Consider the following 16399-nt stretch of genomic DNA (forward strand, 5'->3'; position numbering starts at 1 on the left):
TCGAGGGGCCTGAATGGCAGCCGTCGCATCGATCTCTCGACCAGGCATCGCCTCGCTGGAGGCGCCACGGCTTGCGCATTACCTCGCGGTCGGGCTGATCGCCGGCGCCATCATCGCCCTGCAGATCGCCGTCATGCGGGTGTTTGCCGTGGGCAGCTGGTCGCATTTCGGCTCGCTGGTGGTCAGCCTCGCCATGCTTGGTTTCTCCTTGTCCAGTGTCGTCATCTTCGCCGGCAAGGGTTGGTTCGATCGCCACTGGCAAGGCGCCGCAACGGTGGCCCTGTTGCTGATCGGCCCGCTCGCCGTCGGCTCCAACCTCATCGCCCAGACGGTGCCGTTCAATGCCATCTTCCTGGTGTCCGATCCCCAGCAGAAATGGCGGCTGCTCGCCAATTTCCTGCTCTACCTCCTGCCGTTCCTGGCCGGCGCCTTCTTCCTCGGCATCGTCTTCCTGAAAAGCCGCACCGCCTTCGGCCGCGTCTATTTCGCCGACCTGACCGGCTCGGGGCTTGCCGGCCTCGTCGTGCTGGTGTCGCTGTATCTGTTCGCGCCTGAAACCATCATCGTCGTGCCGCTGCTTTTGTGGGCCGCCGGTTCGCTGCTGTGGTTCGCCGCGTTCGGCGCCTGGAAGAGCGTTGTCGCGGGCCTGGTGGTCGCGGCGCTGTCGATATCAGGCTACCTCGTGCTGCCCGGGCTTACAGGCATACCCGACATCACTGTCTCGCAATACAAGGGTGTCGCCTATGCCCGCAACTTCCCGGACGGCAAGCGCATCTACCGCAGCGTCTCGCCGTTCGGCGATTTGCAGGTCTATGCCAGCTCCTACATGCATTTCGCGCCGGGCCTGAGCGACAACGCCGCCTTCGGCATGCCCGAGGTTCCGGCCAACACCTATGTCGGCATGTATCGCGACGGCGACGGGCCGGAAGGCATCATGCGCAACCTGGCGCCGGCCGAGCAAGTCTATTTCCGCTATCTGCCGATGCACTATCCCTATGTCATCAAGGAGAAACCCAAGACATTCGTTGTGCAGTTCGGCGGCGGCATTTCCACACAGGCCGCGCTCAATGCCGGTTCGACCTCGGTGACCCTCGCCGAGAGCAACCCGATGACGTTGCGGGCCTTCCGCGATCCGATCCTCAGGGATGTCACCGGCAATATACTGGCGGAACCGCGGCTCAAGGTGATCGACTATGACGGGCGCCTGTTCCTCGCCAATACGGCCGAGCGCTACGACGTCATCGACCTCAGCCTGGCCGACAGCGTCGGCCTGTCCAATCCCGGCGGCTTCGCCATTTCGGAGAAATACGCCTATACCCGCGAGGCGATGCTGAGCTACATGCACGCGCTTGCCGAAGGCGGCGTGCTGTCGATCACCTTGTGGAACAAGGAAGAGCCGCCAAAATCGGTGCTCAAGCTTTATTCTACCGTCGCCGAAGCGGCGGAGATTTTCGACCGCCAAGGTGCCGCCAACGATGTCTTCGCCGTGTCGAGCTATCTCTCCACCACGACGGTGCTGTTCAAGCGTGGCGGCTTCACGGAAACCGAAATCAAGACGCTGCGCGACTACACCAAATCGATGTCCTGGGAGGAAGTCTATTATCCAGGAATGGTTTATGACGGCTCGGGGGCGCAGAAGGTACTCGATGATTACCGCGCGTCGATCTTCGGCAGCGGACAGGACGCGACGCTCACCCAACCCGCCGACCCGACCACGCCTGCAAATCCTGACTGCGATCCGACCGCACCCGCCGATCCGACGCTCGATGCCTGCGCGGATGCCGATGCCGGTCCGCAGGTGTTGCCGGCGACGGAACTGCAGCGCATGACCTGGCACGCACTTCTGACCGGCGGCTGGGAAAAGCTCGCGAGCGACTATGTCTTCGACGCGCGTGCGCTGAGCAACGATCAACCTTATTTTGCGGCCTATGTGAAGGTCGCCGACCTGCCGCGCACGCTCGACCGGCTCGACCTGTTCCAGGACGATTGGGGCTATCTGCTGATCTGGGCGACGCTCGGCATTGCCTGCATCACGGCGGCGTCGCTGGTGTTGTTGCCGGTGCTCTTCGGCTGGCGCATCGTGTTCTCGCGCTCGCGCGGCAAGCTCGGCACCATCCTCTATTTCGCGTGCCTCGGCCTCGGCTACATCATGGTCGAGGTCGGGCTGATCAGCCGCTTCACCGTGGCGCTGGCCAATCCGACCGTTTCGGCCTCGGTGCTGATCTCCTCGATGCTGGTGTTTTCCGGTCTCGGCAGCCTGTTCGCCGAACGCATCTTCGACCGTGCCAGGACGCTGCTGCCGGTGGTGCTGCTGGCCATCTGCGCGCTGCTGCTGATTTACGGCTTCTATCTGTCGCCGGTGCTCGACTGGATCGGCGCCTATCCCTATGCGGTGCGGTTGCTGCTCTGCTTCCTCTTGGTGTCGCCGCCGGCCTTCCTGATGGGCATGCCGATGGCCACCGCCATGACCTGGCTGGCGCGGCTCGGCAAGGAGCATCTGTTCGTCTGGGCCTGGGGCATCAATGGCTGCTTCTCGGTGATCGGCTCGGCCGCGGTGCCGATCGTCGCCACCAGCTTCGGCCTCAGCGCCGTGCTGCAATGGGCTGGGATCGCCTATCTCGTCGCCATTCCGGCCTTCTTCGCGGTGCTGTTGCCATCAAGGGCGCCGGCTCTCCGGGTGGTGCCCGCTTGATGCCGGACCGGCGCGCCATCGTCGCCGGACTGCTGGCCACGGCGGTATTCCCGGCCGCAAGCCAGGGCGCGCACTCGCACAAGGCGATCTCAACCATCGTGCCGTTCAAGGCGTCGCCGTTTCCGTACCGGGGCAAGCTGCCCGACGGCTCCGCGCCGTTTCTCGACGTCGATGCGAACGGCCGCCACGGCCACACCTCGCCGCGTGGGGGAATCTACTGGGAAGACAAGACCTATTCGGATCGCTCGACGCTGCTCGCGATTCCCAAAGGTTTCGATGCCGCCAAGCCTGCTGTCATCGTCGTGTTCTTCCACGGCAACGGCGCGACCTTGCAGCGAGACGTGGTCGGGCGCCAGCGCGTGGTCGCGCAGGTCGAGGCTTCAGGCCTCAACGCCGTGCTGGTGGCGCCGCAATTTGCCCGCGACGCGCAGGATTCCAGCGCCGGCAATTTCTGGACACCGGGCTATTTTTCCGGGTTCATGGCCGAGGCGGCGCAAGGCCTGGCCAGGCTGACCGGCGCCAAGGCGGCAAAATTCGAGGCCATGCCGGTGGTGCTGGTCGCCTATAGCGGCGGCTACAATCCGGCCGCTTCCGTGCTTGGGAATGGTGACATTGGCGGCCGCCTGCTCGGCGTCATCCTGCTCGACGCCGTGTTCGACGAAGCCGACGTCTTCGCCGACTGGATCGCGCATCACAGGAAGAGTTTCTTCGTCAGCGCCTACGGCAAATCCTCGGCCTCGGGCAATGCCGAGATCAGGCAGGCGCTGGCAGGCAAGGGCATCAATGCAAGCGCCGATCCGCCGCGGCGGCTGGAAGCCGGCACCATCGCTCTGCTCGCCTCGGAAGCCGCCCATGACAGCTTCGTCACCAAGGCATTCGTCAACAATCCGCTGCAATGGCTGCTGGCGCGGCTGCACGGGTTCGCGCGATAAGACCTGTCGACATCAGGCCGGCTGAATTCCATGAGCCCTGCCACTTGAAACCTGGCATTTGAAAGGTTTGGTTTTGAAGCTTAGTGCCCGGCCATTCTTCTGACCGCTATCGTCATTGCCCACATACTGGACCCGCTCAGGATCGTGCTGATCGCTATCGCCTATTTCCTCAGCCTCAGGGTCAAGCAGCCAAGCGTGGGCTGGCTTGGACTGGTGGCGGCGATTGTCATCATCGCCATCTTCTATCCCTTCGTAATTCTTGGTCAATCCGGCGATATCGCCTGGATGAGCGGCGCGGTCGGCGTGATATCGAACGCGCTGATAGCGGCGGTCGTGGCCGGGCTCCTGCGTCTCCAACGCCGTTTCTTCTGATCGTCAGTGCGGTTCGAGGCGCTTAGTCCTCAATTGAACCACAGCGCGAACGTCAGAAACCCGCCGCCGCCGAATTCGCGCTGGATCAGGTCGAAATCGTCGCTGGTCAGGATCTTGCCGGTCTCCAGATAGGGTGCGATGCCGGGGCCGGTGATCGACAGTACGAGGTCGAAGGGCTTCGGCTCGTCGAAGAAGCGCTTCATGTTGATGCCCTTGCCGGTGATGCGGAAATGCGGCAGCAGCGCCCGGCCTTCGAGCAAGTCCTCGGCCATGGTCAAGGTGGCGAGCCAGGCCTGGAGCTGCTCCTCGCCGACTTCGAGGCCGGTGAGCTGGTTTTCGCCCTTCTGCTGCGGGCCCGGCAGCCATTCGCGGTCATTGTCGGTCTCGGCGCGGATCGCTTTCCAGTCCTCGCGCGACAGCCGGATCATTTCGAGCAGCTCCTGGCGCGCCGCCTTGCGGCGCTCCGGCTCGATCACCGGCCAGTTGATCATGTGCACCATCGAGATGAAATCGGCGATGCGCCATTCCGAGGAGAACATGTTGCCGCCCATCTCGCTGGGCGGCGGCACGAGGATGTCCTGCAATGGCAGCTTGGCGCGCGGGAACAGCATGTGGAACGAGCCGTCGAACGTGCCCCTGAAATCATGCGCCAGCCAGAAATCGGCCTGCGCCATCAGGAACTCGGCATAGCCCTGCAGCCAGTAGCCGTCGGCGCGGTCGAAGCGGAAGGTGAGCGCCGGTGCGGCGCCGTCTGGCGCCATGCCGCCGTGCGACAGCGCCGCCATGATCGCCGCCATGCTTTCATCCGGTGCGATCGTGCCGTCCTCGTTGAGGTCGATGCCGACATGGGTGAGGTCGATGACCATGCCGATATCGGCGTCGGCCGGCACCGAACCCAGCGTCGCCGCGGACTTTGCCAGCCGGTCGCGGAAGGCGACCAGGATGGAGCGGAACTCTTCGTAGGTCAGCGGCTCGGGGTTGGGGTTTGTCGGCACCGGCAGCTGCATCAGCGGCAGCATGAAGGATTGCGGGCTCTCGAAGCCATGGCGGTGCAGGCCGCTCGCCAGCAATTCCAGTGCGGTGAAGAACTCGCCGGCGCCGGCGGCATAGGCCGAAGCCGGATCTTTCGGCGCAGCCGCTTCCAGTGTCGACAGGGCGCCGTCGCGCGCGGCCACGGTCTTGGCTTCGAACAATGCGGTTGCCGCTTCGGGCATGGCGGCGCTAGCCGAAGACAACGGTACAAGCAGAATAAAGGCTGAGGCCAGCAGGCTCGCAACTCGTTTCATGTTCCCCTCCAGGCGCGTTTCGCGCCGGCGATCATACACGAATTTGCCGTCCGCCGCCTGCCGGTCACGCCGCATGATTGTCGCCGGATGGCTTCAACACGCCGGACGGACGGTCTACACAGGGCAAGCAAATTGGGCATCGCGTGTCGAACTATCCGCTTTCCTACAAACTGTCCTGGCTGCCGCGGTTCCTGAAGCCGTCGCTTGGCGGCGACGCCAACGGGTTTGCCCCGGCGGCGGGGATGCCGATGGATCCGCCGCCGAAGCAGATGGTGCGGCTTGCCTTCGTCGGCGACATCTCGGCCGTGGCCAACCGCAGCGCGCCGGCGTGCGATCCGGCGATCAAGGAGCTGCTCGGCACTGCCGACCTGGTGATCGGCAATTGCGAAAGCCCGATCGTGGACAAGCCAAGTGCCGTGCTGGGGACCAAGCTCGGCACGCATCATGCGATGAGCGAACGCTTTCTGGTGGAGGCATTGGCGGCGGTCGGGATCGAGCGCGAAAAACTCGTGCTGTCGCTGGCCAACAATCATGTGTTCGACCAGGGTGTCGCCGGTTTCGACGCGACGTTGGCCACGTTGAAGCGGCTCGATATCCGCACCATCGGCCTGGCCGCCACTGGTCCGGTCGAACGCTTCGCGGTCGGGCCGATCGCTCTCGGCTTCGCCGCTTTCACGCTCTGGCGCAACGCCGACGAAAGCCTGTTTGCCGGCCGCGTCTTGATGGAAGGCGATCCGGCGCGCTGGCCGCGCGAGGCGAGCGCGGGGATCGATCTCCTCTGTGCGGTGCCGCACTGGGACTGGGAATTCCGGCATTTTCCGCGTGCCGGAACGCGGGCGCTGGCGCGGCGGCTGGCCGGGCACGGCGTCGGGCTGATCGCCGGCCATCATGCCCATGTCGTGCAGCCGGTGCAGCGGATCGGAGAGGCGATCGTCGCCTATGGGCTCGGCGACTTCCTCGGCACCGCTTTTGCCCGCCAGCCATGGCCAGGGCGTATCGGCGGGATTTTCATCGTCGACGTCAGTGCTGAAGCGCAGACGCGCGGCAGGGTCGCCGCCTATCGGCTGCTTCCATTCATGCGGCTACGCGTGGGCGACCCTGAGCGGCTGGTGTCGGTGGACGGATTGGAAGGTGGAATGCGGCAAAAGGTCGAGGGTCGGCTGAGGGCGATCTTCCCTTCTCCCTCAAGGTGAGAAGGGAAGATCGCTCTATCCGGCTGGCGCCGTTCCTGCAAAAGCAGCTATCATAATGGCGCAAAGCGGGCTTCGGCAGCGGGGGATGGCGATGGAAACAGCGGATTTCATGCCGGGCGCGGCAGCTATCGCGGCCATCAAGAAGGACATCGGGACATACGAAGCGACAAGGGCCTCGGTCGCCCGCCGGGTCAAGTGGCGCGTCCCATTGTTCGTTGGCCTGGTGGTCGTTTTCGTCGCGCTCATTGCCTGGCTGTTCAACAAGGTCGCCGATCCCCACGAGCAATGGTTCTCGACGCCGCATGTATTTCTCTATGTCATCGGCTTCGCCGCTTCGGTCCTGCTCTATTTCCAGGCCATGAAACCGGCGACGCGGCTGCAGCAATCGTTCCGCGACACGCTGCTGCCCATCATTTTCGGTTTTATCCGCGATGTGCACTACCAGCACGGCGGAAGGCCGAACTCCTTCGACCGGCTGCCGCGCGAGACGGTCGGGCCTTTCAACCGGCAGTCCTTCGACGATGTCGTTTCCGGACGCTACGAAGAGTTTCCGTTCGAGCTTTACGAGACGGAATTGCGGGAAGGGAACGGCAAGGGTTCGTCGACTGCATTCAAGGGTGTCATCGTCGCCTTCGAGGCCGTCCAGCCGTTCCCGGGAATCCTGGTGGCGACGCGGCGAACCAATGCGGTCGTCGGCTTTTTCCGTGGCATGTTTGGGTCCAAGCTGCAGGACCTGTCGTCGGGGGAGCCTTTTCTCGACGCCGCCTATGAATTCCGCACCGACAATGTCGAGGCGGCGCGGCCGCTGGTGACCGGGCGGCTGGCGCAGGCGCTGAAGTGGCTCGGCGAAACCTGGCCGGACGAGCCGGCGCGTGTCGCGCTCAATGGCGGCGACGGTTTTCTGTTGTTGCCGCAAGCGAAGAACTTCTTCGAACTGCCCGCCATTTCGGTGCCGCTGGATTATCAGACCCATGTCGCGCCCATGATCTCGGACATGGGCGCCATGCTGGCGACGGCGGCCTTGGTGAGGAAGATCGGCGTGAGGGACGGGGCGATCTGATAGGCCGAAGCAGGCTCAGCAGTCGAAGCCGTATTTGCCGCGCATATAGTCCGCCTCTTCCTTGGACATTCTCTTGAACATCACACAGACGGTGAAGCTGCCGACCTGATGGCCGTCCCTAGTGTATCCCCAGTCGGAAATGTCGTTGCGCGTGAATTCGATATTCTGACCGAGCACGACGTTATGCACTTCTTCCGGTTCGTTCGCCAATATGCCGGCAAATCCGGTTTCCGTGCGGCGAAACGGTACGACCCAGAAGTGTTCGGTGACGTTGCCGTCACGCACCTTGACCTTCAGTTTGAACCTGTCGGTGCCAGACGGAGGTGTTTCGGACAAGGCCAGGAATTCATCCAGGCCGGCGAGGGCTCGCGCGGTCGCCGACGCCATGTCGGGATCATCAGGAGCAAAGATGATCGTGCTGTCGTCACCCGGATCGGCGCCTTGCGCGCCAGCCAGGCCCGGCAAAATCGCCAGCATCAGGGATAGCGTGGTCCGGACGGCGATTTTCATGGAAGTCCCCCCTTATCACAAGCGCGACACCATCCCGCATTCGCTTCGAGTTTGCAACCTAAGCGCGAAATTGCTCTCCGCCGAATGGGAGGCTCGAGCCGGCCCCGCGACATAAAATGTGTACCGATGAAAAATCGAAGTCCTGTTTCGTGATGCGGCCGGGAAGGGATTGCGGCGGCCGCGTGATCGCCGGCGGCGCGAGCCACAATCCGTCAAACGACTCTTTTCGTGCGGAGAAGAGGCTTCCATCTGGGCGGGAAAGCTGTCGGCATCGGAGGGCTTGGAGGCTATTGTGTCGGAATTAAGCCAATGATTTCCTTTGCGAAAATTCATTCAACGTGATTTGCCGATGGCGCGCTTTCCGCTCCAGTCTCGGGCCGTTCGGTGCTGCCTCTCCCAAGCGGTGCCGGAAAACCGAAACAGCACGGAGTGCTATCCATGAAGAAGACCCTCGCAACCACCGCCGCTCTGCTCGCCTTTCTTGGCACGGCCTATGCCGCGACCGTTCAGGGCACTATCCAGGCGGTCGATCCGACAACCAAGTCGGTCACCCTCGACGACGGCAAGATCTACCAGCTGGCGCCCGATGCGTCGGTCGGGAAATTGAAGGTCGGCGCCAAAGTGGCGGTGACCGTCGACGACAAGACCGGCATGGTGACGTCGATCAAGAAGGCTTCATAGAGACTCCTGATCGGACTTTTGAGACCCTGCTCCAATCTGGCCGGTTCCTTCGGGGATCGGCCATTTTCATGACCTTGGACACGCATCGCCGGGCGTCGACGGTGGCGAAACGCCGTTCCGGCAGCGCTGCTATGGTTTTTGCCCAGAGGCCGCGCTATTCCTTGGCTGCGGGGGATCTGCATGGCCGAGGAACAAAAGGGATTTCGCCTGTCGCGGCGGCTGCTTCTGGGCGCGGCTGTCCTTGGCGGCGCCGTCCTGTGGGGCGGCACCACCGTGGCGCGGCTGGCGCGAGGCCCGTCAGGGCCGAAGAACACCGGACGCATCGCCGATATCGACGGCATCGCGCTGCCGCTGAAGCCGATCGACAAGGCGCCGGCCTTCGATCCGTCGCTGCCCTGGCTGGCAAAAGGCGGCGACATAAACGATGCCAGCGGCCTGTCGAGGACGCCGGTCTATGGCGTGGTCGAGGTCAGCGAGGAAGAGCATATCGCCAAGGCGCTGGCCTTCGCGCGCGCCAACGGGCTGAAAGTGTCGCTGGCGGCCATCCGCCATTCGATGGGCGGGCATGCCTTCGACGACAATGCGCTGGTTCTCGACCTCAGACCGTTCAACAAGGTCACGGTGGACGCCGCGGCCAGGACAATGACCTTGCAGCCGGGCGCGCGCTGGCACGACATCCAGACCATGCTGCATCCGCGCTTCGCGGTGAAGGCGATGCAGTCGACCGATATTTTTTCGGTCGGCGGTTCGCTGTCGGTGAACGCGCACGGCATGGACCATCAGGCGGGCTCGGTGGCCGGCTCGATCCGCTCGATGCGGGTGATGCTGGCCGACGGGTCGGTGACCACCTGCTCGCCAGCCGACAACAGCGAGCTGTTCCGCCATGTCGTCGGCGGCTACGGCCTGTTCGGCGTGGTGGTGGAGGCGACGCTCGATATCGTCGACAATGCCGTCTACCGCACCTCGCGCGAGATCATCAAATCCGACGACTTTCCGAAATTCTTCGCCGAGGTGCTGGAACCCAACAAGGACATCGGCCTGTTCTACGGCCATCTGTCGACGGCGCCGGGCAATTTCCTCGAGGACATGATCGTCTACCGCTACGACAAGGTGGCGGAGCAGCCGCCGGCGGACCAGCCGGCGCTCGGTGAACCCGATGGCGTCGGCCTGAAGCGGGTGATCATGAACATGGCCAAGTGGGGCAGCGCGTTCCAGGAACTGAAATGGTTCACCGAAAAGACGCTGGAGCCGAAATTCGAGAGCTGCACGGTGCCGCGCAGCTCGGCGCTTGCCCAGGGCGAGGCCTGTCTCGTCACCCGCAACAACCCGATGCACGATTCGGTGCCGTATCTGTTCAACGACCTCATGAACGAGACCGACATACTGCACGAATATTTTATTCCCCGCGCAGCCTATGTCGAGTTCATCGCGGAAGCGCGCGAAATCCTGCGCAACCAGGATCTGCCTGTCCTCAACGCCTCGGTGCGCGTCGTCCACAAGGAGGATGTGGCGCTGACCTACGCGCCGGAGCCGGCCTATTCGCTGGTGCTCTATATCAACCAGCCGGCCGATGCCGATGGCAATGCCAGGATGCGGGCGCTGACGCGGGCGCTGATCGACGTGACGATCAAGCATGGCGGTCGGTTCTTCCTGCCCTACCAGCTGCACTATACGGGCAAGGAGCTGCTGGCGTCCTATCCCGAACTGCCGGCCTTCCTGGCGGCAAAGCGGCGCCATGACCCGACGGAACTGTTTTCCTCGACCTTCTACCGTGCCATCAAGGCGCTGAGCGGGGTGGTAGAAGAAGCAGTTCCAGGAAAAGTGTGAAGCGGTTTTCCGTCCGGAACTGCTCAGGAATAGAGCAGGAGAACAGTCAATGCGCATGGTATCGGCGGCAGCCCTCACTCTTATCGCGCTGTGCGCTGGATCCGCCGGAGCCGAGGACCTCAAGGCCTTCAAGGTGACGATCGACGGCAAGGCGGTTGATATCGACGCCGGCGAGAGCACCCATGTGACGCTGCCGGACGGCAGACAGGTCGAAGTGAAGCTCGACAAGAACGATTTCGCCACCTTTGCCGGCGGCAGTTTCTCCTTCAACCATCCGAGCGGCATTTCGGTGACCAAGAGCGATCTCGGCGAGAACATCACGCAATATCTGATGGCCTCGGCGCTGGGCACGATCGTCGTGGTGCAGGAATACGGCGAGATGAACCCGATGTCGCTCAACCAGCTGATGCTGCAGGAGATGACCAAGGAATCGGTCCAGGCGGGTGCCGCGCTGACGCAGCAGCCGACGACGCGCAAGCTTGCCGACGGCAAGGAATTGACCGGCATCACCGCCGAGGTGAAGACCCGCACCGACACCGCTTATTTCGAAATCGTCGGCTACGGTCGCGCCGACCAGGGGCTTTTGTTCATCACGCGCGTCGCCGGCGAGGATGCGGCGACCGAGAAGCCGCTGATCGACAAGTTCTGGCAGAGCCTGAAGCTGAAGATGTAGGCTGTGCCTAGAGCTTGCTCGGCACCAGGCCGGCCAGCCAGTTCACCGAGCGCTTTGCCGCGTCGGCGGTTGCCGAGGCGGCGCGGCCGAGATCGGTCTTGACCACGGCGTAGCCGTTCTTCGTGCGATAGAGCACGCCGGTTCCGCCATCGACTACCTGTTCATAAGCGACGGGCCGGGCAGCGGCCGCGTCCAGGGCCGTCGTCGGCGATCCGACGGGCACGCTCGGCCGATGGCTGAGCTCCGGCGGCAGCGGGCTCTCCGTTCTGACGGTTCGGCTGGCGGGCTTCAGTTCCGGGCCTGACGCGATCGCGGCCAGGTGCGATGAGGACGCCGACCCCTTGGTGCGGCAGATGCCGGACACCAGCGGATAATTGAAATTGCGCTCGTGCAGGATCTGGCTCTTCATCGCGGCTTCGCAATCGGCGATGGTCGACCACTTGGCCGGCGTCTCGCCGATATATTCGCACAGCTTGGCGTCGCAGTCGCAGCCGACGATGGTCATGGCGACAAGGGCGGTCTTGATCACGGTCTCGTCCCTTCGAGATGCCCCCCGGCAGCCCAGTCAGGTGCGTGCCGCGTTCCAGGCGACATGCAATTCTCCATTGCGCGCGAACAAGGCGGGATTTTGGCTTCAACCGTCGAATGTGCGTGGCGGCGCGTGCCTACCCGCTGCCCGGGAAGATCCGTCTGAGGAAATTGGCGATCAGCCGCACCACGTCGTGCGGGCGCTCGACCTGCGGGATGTGGTTGACGCCATCGAGGACGGCCAGTTCGGCGTGTGGAAACAGCGAGGCGATCTCTTCGCCCTGGGCCAGCGGCGTGGTCGAATCCTCTCGTCCCCAGATGACGAGGACCGGCGGTGTGAAGGCGCGATAATTCGCCTTGTTGGCGGCAAGCGATTTCCGCTCGTCATTGTAGAGGCCGCTGAACAGCCAGTGACCAACGGCATTGGTGGTGCCCGTGACGTTCAGCGGGCGCGTGTAGATGGCGATGCGCTCCGCCGTGACCAGATCGTCGTTCTCGATGAACCGGCGCAAACCGATCCCGGTCATGAGCGGATTGGTGAAGGTCGAGGCGGTCAGGAGCTGGCGTGGCCAATCCCTTTTCAGGAGAGATGCGAACGGTGGGGCGGGCGCCTCGGTCTGGCCGAGGCCAATCGCCACGTCGAGCAGGATCAGCGCATCGATGCGGCCCGGGGCCGAGAAGGCGGCTTCAATCACGCCTCCGCCACCATAAGAGTGGACGCCGACGCTGAAATGGCGAAGGCCGAGCGCGTCGGCAAAGCCCAGGACACGCCTGGCGTGAGCGGCGCGCGAATAGTCCTGGTCGGCCGGTCTTTCCGAATAACCGAAGGGCGGCATGTCGACGGCGATCACGCGAAAGCCCTGTTCACCCAGGCGTGCTGCGATATCGCGGTAGGTTTCGGCCCACGACGCCGTACCGTGGAACAAAAGCAGCGGCGGCCCGTCCGGCGGCCCCCAGACCTGGTAGTGCATCTTCAGCCCATCGACCGTCGCGAACAGGGCTCCCGCCGGCGCAGCCTCCTGTGGCGACAGCGTCTCGCGCCAGGCCGCCGCGCCGCGAAAGCCGACGAGCACCACCATGATCAGCACGAGCAGCGTGAACGCGAGCCAGCCGACAATCCGGATCAGTCGACGCATGGCAGGGCTGTCACCTCAGTAGTCGTAGACGTGTTCGAGCCTGGCGCCGGCCTTGATCAGCGACGGCAGCACCAGATGCAGCTTGCGCACGGCCACGACCATGCCGGTGCGGCGCGTCGAGGGATCCGCCGGGAGCGGATAGCTGAACAGGATGCGCATGCCTTCGGGAATGGCGATCGCGTCGGTCGACAGCACCGTGACCATGATCTCGTCATTGCCGCCGATCTCGACGAAGGAGACACCCTTGTCGATCAGCCGCGGGATCATGTCGGTGAAGACCTGATAGCGCTTGGTGACGAAGACGGTGCCGTCCGGACCCAGGTCCCGTTCCAGCAAGGTGTCGGGCTCGTTGCGGGTGGCCTCGCCGACCGGCCCCTTGGCCCAGACATGGACATCGAGGAAGGCCGGGTCGGAGGTCGCCGCCAGCGCCTGCTTGATCAGATCGGCATAGCCTTGCTTGATGGTGTCGGCGAGGCCGAAGGCGAGCTTGCGTTCGCTGGTGCGGATGGAACTGTCACCAGGCGCCGGCTGCACGGCAAACAGCCCGGCGCGCTTTTGCGCGTAGGGGAACTGGTACCACGGCACCTGGTCGAGAAAAGCTGCATAATCCGCCGCCACCTTGGCCTGGTAGATGTCGGCGGCGGTACGCTTGGTCGATGCCGCCTCGGTGATACGGCCGACCGTGTTCTCATAGGCCCATTGCAGGATATGCTCGATCGAATGGCTGGTGCCGATGATGACCAGCATCTGGTGGTTGGCGTAGTTGAACTTGTAGGGGGAACTGGCGCGGATCACCGTCGCGTAATCCTGCCAGAAGCGGCCGACATAGGACCAATAGGGAAAGCCGCTTGGCTGGTCCTTGGCGACGAAACCGGCATATTCGCGCGCGGCGTAGACGATCGCCCATTCGGGGTAGGTGAGGAAGGTCGATTCCTCCGGCCGCTGGTAGCCGGGAATCTCGGCGCGCACCTTGTCGGCCAGCGCCTTTGGCGGCGCGCCGTCGGCAATGCCGGGCAGCGGCGTCCTGTCGAGTGACGGCGTGGTCAGGAAGCCATAGGCAAGCCCGGCGATGGGGATCAGGATGACGATGACGATCAGCCAGAGGATCGTCTTGACGATGCGCTTTATCAAGCGGAACAGGAACATGGCCGATCAGGCCGTGGCGAAGTGGTCGTAGATGCGCTTCGACAGCCAGAAGCCGATATAGACGGCGATCCCGCCGATGACGATGTGCGGCAGGTTGGCGAAGAAGCGGGTGGGGAATTCGATGTCGTTGAGGGAGCGGAAGCCGTTGATAAAGATGCCGGCATCGAGGCAGCCGGAGCCGGTGACCAGTCCGAGCACGCCGTCGAACAGATAGACCGAGCCGAACAGCTTGAAATAGAACACCGCCTGGCGGTGCGAGATGAATGCGGCGGCCAGCGCCCAGACGCCTGAAAAGGCATGCAGCAGGTCGTCATACCATTGCAGGGAGAACAGGCCGAACAGATTGCCGTCGGCATCGTTGAAGGCCGGAATGTAGCCGATGGCCACGACCGCGAAGAACAGGAACGCGTAGGCGATGGCAAGCTTCTGGATCAGCGTCATGAAGTATCCCCCTCCGAAAAGCCCGTTGCAGACGGACTCTGACGACGCAGCGATACTAACCGATTTTGACGCGCGGTGAAGCGGCGCCCGCAACTTCGCCGGGAAAGGACTTTGCGAGGGTTAAGAAAGACAGTCGGCGCCGGGATTTCTCCCAGCGCCTCCCTGTCAGATCAGGACACGGTCGCGGCAGCAACTTCCGTAAAGTCGTCGCGCCATGCCGGCCTTGATTTTGACGGTCCTGCCAGAAGCCACCCGAAGGCAGCATCCGTTCCAGACCACGCTGGTCTTGGCCCTTGCGGGCTTTGCCCTGCGTGCCATCGAAGGTTTTTGCCGTCCTTCATGGCAGCATCGGTCCGCCGTCGGCGTTGGCACGCTTTCCGCGGCCCCGTAGGTCTCGGCTACCATCCCTCGAACAGGCAAGCCTGGTCTCGATCCGGGCCGTACGGGCCTCAGGAAATCCGCCTTTCACTTCGCCTTTCGGCTTGGCGATCGGTAGCCGCCTGAGATGGGTTGAACTTACGCCGGGTAAGGGTTGTGGGGAATGGGCTTACCCCTGTGGATAGCGGGATTATCGGGGACCGATGCCAGAAGCCAGGGAAATTCAAGCGCGAACACCTTAGACAGCCTGCCCCGCTTTTTCGGCGAACGAACCGATGGTGCCCCTTGCCCTGCCGACAGGCGCGGGTTTCAATGCTGGCAAACGATCGGGGCCGGCAAAGGATCGGGTTGGCGCCATCCGGGGGAGGAAAGCATTGAAGGTCGGGGTGGTGCTCAATCCGATTGCCGGCGGCGGCCGGCTGAAACGGCATTGGCCCGATGTCGCCGCCGCGCTGAAAAAGCACTTCGGCGATTTCGAATTGCGCGAGACCCAGGCCGAGGGCGATGCCGAGCGGCTTGCGCTCGATCTCGCCGCAAACGGCTTCGACCTGGTGATCGCGGCCGGTGGCGACGGCACCGCGAGCGAAGTGGCCGACGGGTTGCTGCAGGCCCGCGAGGAGGGCGGCAGGACAACCGAACTCGGCCTCCTGCCGTGCGGCACAGGCATCGATTTCGCGCGCGGCCTCGGCCTGCCGACGGAGATCGACGCGACGCTGAAGCGGATTGCCGAAGCCAAGGCAAGGGCGGTCGATGCCGGCCGTATCTGCTACATCGACGAGCATGGCGCGCTGGCCAGCCGCCACTTCATCAACATCGCCAGCCTTGGCCTGTCGGGCGCCACCGACCGCGCCGTCAATGCCGACAAGCGCAAGGGCAGCATGTCGGCCAAAGCGCTGTTCCTGTGGCGCACCGTGGTCGAGTTCGTCCGTTACCGCTTTCAGGACGTGCGGATTACCGTCGATGACGGCGACCCGGTCGAGGCGCGCATGGCGCTGGTGGCGGTGGCCAACGGCAAATTCTTCGGCGGCGGCATGATGATCGCGCCGGATGCGGAGCTGGCCGACGGACAGTTCGACATCGTCATCCTGCGCGCGGCGGGCAAGCTGAAGCTGATCTGGGATATCAGGCTGCTCTATGGCGGCAGGCACCGCAACCACCCCGCCATTACTATCCTGCGCGGCCGGAAAGTGGTGGTCGAACCGCTCGGCGACGTCGAGAAGAATGGCGCGCTGGTCGATATAGACGGCGAGTCGCCCGGGCGGATACCCGCGACCTTCGAGATTTTGCCGGGGGCCCTGACGCTGAGATATTGAATGAAGGCGTTGAGCGGGGTGGAGCGTTCCCATAGCGCTGCAACGGTGCTGATTCTGCTCCGTCGCATTCTTTGGCCAAGGTCACGGCATGGATCCTCGGGTCAAGCCCGAGGATGACGAAGGGAAGGGGTGCTTCTGCCGATCGCCGAGACGTGCAGCGTGATCGAAACCGATAACCAGTCGGGATGTTCCAGCTCTGATTCAAGTTGTTGAGGCCGTGATTCCAGATGC

General features: G+C 63.6%; 15 protein-coding genes. 9 read left to right on the forward strand and 6 right to left on the reverse strand.

Going from position 1 to position 16399, the window contains the following annotated elements; genetic code table 11:
- Nucleotides 1-13 precede the first annotated feature (13 nt).
- The 3 genes from EN808_RS04140 to EN808_RS04150 all read left to right on the forward strand — a co-directional run bounded on the left by EN808_RS04140 (nt 14) and on the right by EN808_RS04150 (nt 3996).
- Nucleotides 14-2692 (forward strand): hypothetical protein, encoded by a 2679-nt coding sequence (locus tag EN808_RS04140; RefSeq protein WP_135867467.1) that lies wholly within the window; start codon nt 14-16, stop codon nt 2690-2692.
- Entirely contained in the window at nt 2692-3624 is a 933-nt protein-coding gene (locus EN808_RS04145; RefSeq protein ID WP_135915202.1) for a hypothetical protein, read from the forward strand. The genes EN808_RS04140 and EN808_RS04145 overlap by 1 nt, the downstream gene beginning before the upstream one ends.
- 144 nt (nt 3625-3768) lie before the next feature.
- Nucleotides 3769-3996 carry a hypothetical protein gene (locus EN808_RS04150; RefSeq protein WP_245525030.1) on the forward strand — a complete coding sequence of 76 codons (228 nt, stop codon included), beginning with the start codon at nt 3769-3771 and terminating at the stop codon, nt 3994-3996.
- 29 nt (nt 3997-4025) lie between these two features.
- Here EN808_RS04150 and EN808_RS04155 read toward each other — a convergent pair whose 3' ends face one another.
- A complete protein-coding gene (locus EN808_RS04155) occupies nt 4026-5282 on the reverse strand; it encodes a hypothetical protein (RefSeq protein WP_135867464.1) in 1257 nt (418 codons plus the stop codon).
- Between the two features lie 143 nt (nt 5283-5425).
- Here EN808_RS04155 and EN808_RS04160 point away from each other — a divergent pair, with 143 nt between their 5' ends.
- Nucleotides 5426-6475, forward strand: coding sequence for a CapA family protein (locus EN808_RS04160; protein WP_135915204.1), 1050 nt, complete (start codon nt 5426-5428; stop codon nt 6473-6475).
- A 91-nt stretch (nt 6476-6566) separates the two neighbouring features.
- A complete protein-coding gene (locus tag EN808_RS04165; RefSeq protein ID WP_135915205.1) occupies nt 6567-7535 on the forward strand; it encodes a DUF3137 domain-containing protein in 969 nt (322 codons plus the stop codon).
- A gap of 15 nt (nt 7536-7550) precedes the next feature.
- Here the strand turns inward: EN808_RS04165 and EN808_RS04170 are convergent, their stop codons facing one another.
- Entirely contained in the window at nt 7551-8045 is a 495-nt protein-coding gene (locus EN808_RS04170) for a DUF2314 domain-containing protein (RefSeq protein WP_135915206.1), read from the reverse strand.
- A 438-nt stretch (nt 8046-8483) separates the two neighbouring features.
- Between EN808_RS04170 and EN808_RS04175 the strand changes: the two genes are divergently transcribed.
- From EN808_RS04175 to EN808_RS04185, 3 genes are all read left to right on the forward strand, one after another.
- Nucleotides 8484-8726, forward strand: coding sequence for a DUF1344 domain-containing protein (locus EN808_RS04175; RefSeq protein WP_135915207.1), 243 nt, complete (start codon nt 8484-8486; stop codon nt 8724-8726).
- A 180-nt stretch (nt 8727-8906) separates the two neighbouring features.
- Nucleotides 8907-10553 (forward strand): FAD-binding oxidoreductase, encoded by a 1647-nt coding sequence (locus EN808_RS04180; RefSeq protein WP_135915208.1) that lies wholly within the window; start codon nt 8907-8909, stop codon nt 10551-10553.
- 49 nt (nt 10554-10602) lie between these two features.
- Nucleotides 10603-11226: a hypothetical protein gene (locus EN808_RS04185; RefSeq protein ID WP_135915209.1), complete on the forward strand. Its 624-nt coding sequence runs from the start codon at nt 10603-10605 to the stop codon at nt 11224-11226.
- A 7-nt stretch (nt 11227-11233) separates the two neighbouring features.
- Here the strand turns inward: EN808_RS04185 and EN808_RS04190 are convergent, their stop codons facing one another.
- From EN808_RS04190 to EN808_RS04205, 4 genes are all read right to left on the reverse strand, one after another.
- Nucleotides 11234-11755, reverse strand: coding sequence for a hypothetical protein (locus EN808_RS04190; protein WP_127873621.1), 522 nt, complete (start codon nt 11753-11755; stop codon nt 11234-11236).
- A gap of 136 nt (nt 11756-11891) precedes the next feature.
- Nucleotides 11892-12890, reverse strand: coding sequence for an alpha/beta hydrolase (locus tag EN808_RS04195; RefSeq protein WP_135915210.1), 999 nt, complete (start codon nt 12888-12890; stop codon nt 11892-11894).
- Between the two features lie 15 nt (nt 12891-12905).
- Nucleotides 12906-14036 (reverse strand): hypothetical protein, encoded by a 1131-nt coding sequence (locus EN808_RS04200; RefSeq protein WP_135915211.1) that lies wholly within the window; start codon nt 14034-14036, stop codon nt 12906-12908.
- Nucleotides 14037-14042: 6 nt separating this feature from the next.
- Nucleotides 14043-14477, reverse strand: a complete 435-nt coding sequence (locus tag EN808_RS04205) for a DUF4383 domain-containing protein (protein WP_127278524.1) — start codon at nt 14475-14477, stop codon at nt 14043-14045.
- 752 nt (nt 14478-15229) lie between these two features.
- On the opposite strand from EN808_RS04205, the gene EN808_RS04210 reads away from it, so the two are divergent.
- Nucleotides 15230-16168, forward strand: a complete 939-nt coding sequence (locus EN808_RS04210; RefSeq protein ID WP_135915212.1) for a diacylglycerol kinase family protein — start codon at nt 15230-15232, stop codon at nt 16166-16168.
- Nucleotides 16169-16399: the final 231 nt, after the last annotated feature.

It is taken from the genome of Mesorhizobium sp. M8A.F.Ca.ET.165.01.1.1, assembly GCF_004792065.1.
Classification (GTDB): Bacteria; Pseudomonadota; Alphaproteobacteria; order Rhizobiales; family Rhizobiaceae; genus Mesorhizobium.

Coding starts and splice junctions, on each gene's coding strand:
- EN808_RS04185 (WP_135915209.1), top strand. CDS start 10,603: ATGCGCATGGTATCGGCGGCAGCCCTCACTCTTATCGCGCTGTGCGCT.
- EN808_RS04175 (WP_135915207.1), top strand. CDS start 8,484: ATGAAGAAGACCCTCGCAACCACCGCCGCTCTGCTCGCCTTTCTTGGC.
- EN808_RS04200 (WP_135915211.1), bottom strand. CDS start 14,036: ATGTTCCTGTTCCGCTTGATAAAGCGCATCGTCAAGACGATCCTCTGG.
- EN808_RS04170 (WP_135915206.1), bottom strand. CDS start 8,045: ATGAAAATCGCCGTCCGGACCACGCTATCCCTGATGCTGGCGATTTTG.
- EN808_RS04205 (WP_127278524.1), bottom strand. CDS start 14,477: ATGACGCTGATCCAGAAGCTTGCCATCGCCTACGCGTTCCTGTTCTTC.
- EN808_RS04145 (WP_135915202.1), top strand. CDS start 2,692: ATGCCGGACCGGCGCGCCATCGTCGCCGGACTGCTGGCCACGGCGGTA.
- EN808_RS04165 (WP_135915205.1), top strand. CDS start 6,567: ATGGAAACAGCGGATTTCATGCCGGGCGCGGCAGCTATCGCGGCCATC.
- EN808_RS04180 (WP_135915208.1), top strand. CDS start 8,907: ATGGCCGAGGAACAAAAGGGATTTCGCCTGTCGCGGCGGCTGCTTCTG.
- EN808_RS04140 (WP_135867467.1), top strand. CDS start 14: ATGGCAGCCGTCGCATCGATCTCTCGACCAGGCATCGCCTCGCTGGAG.
- EN808_RS04155 (WP_135867464.1), bottom strand. CDS start 5,282: ATGAAACGAGTTGCGAGCCTGCTGGCCTCAGCCTTTATTCTGCTTGTA.
- EN808_RS04195 (WP_135915210.1), bottom strand. CDS start 12,890: ATGCGTCGACTGATCCGGATTGTCGGCTGGCTCGCGTTCACGCTGCTC.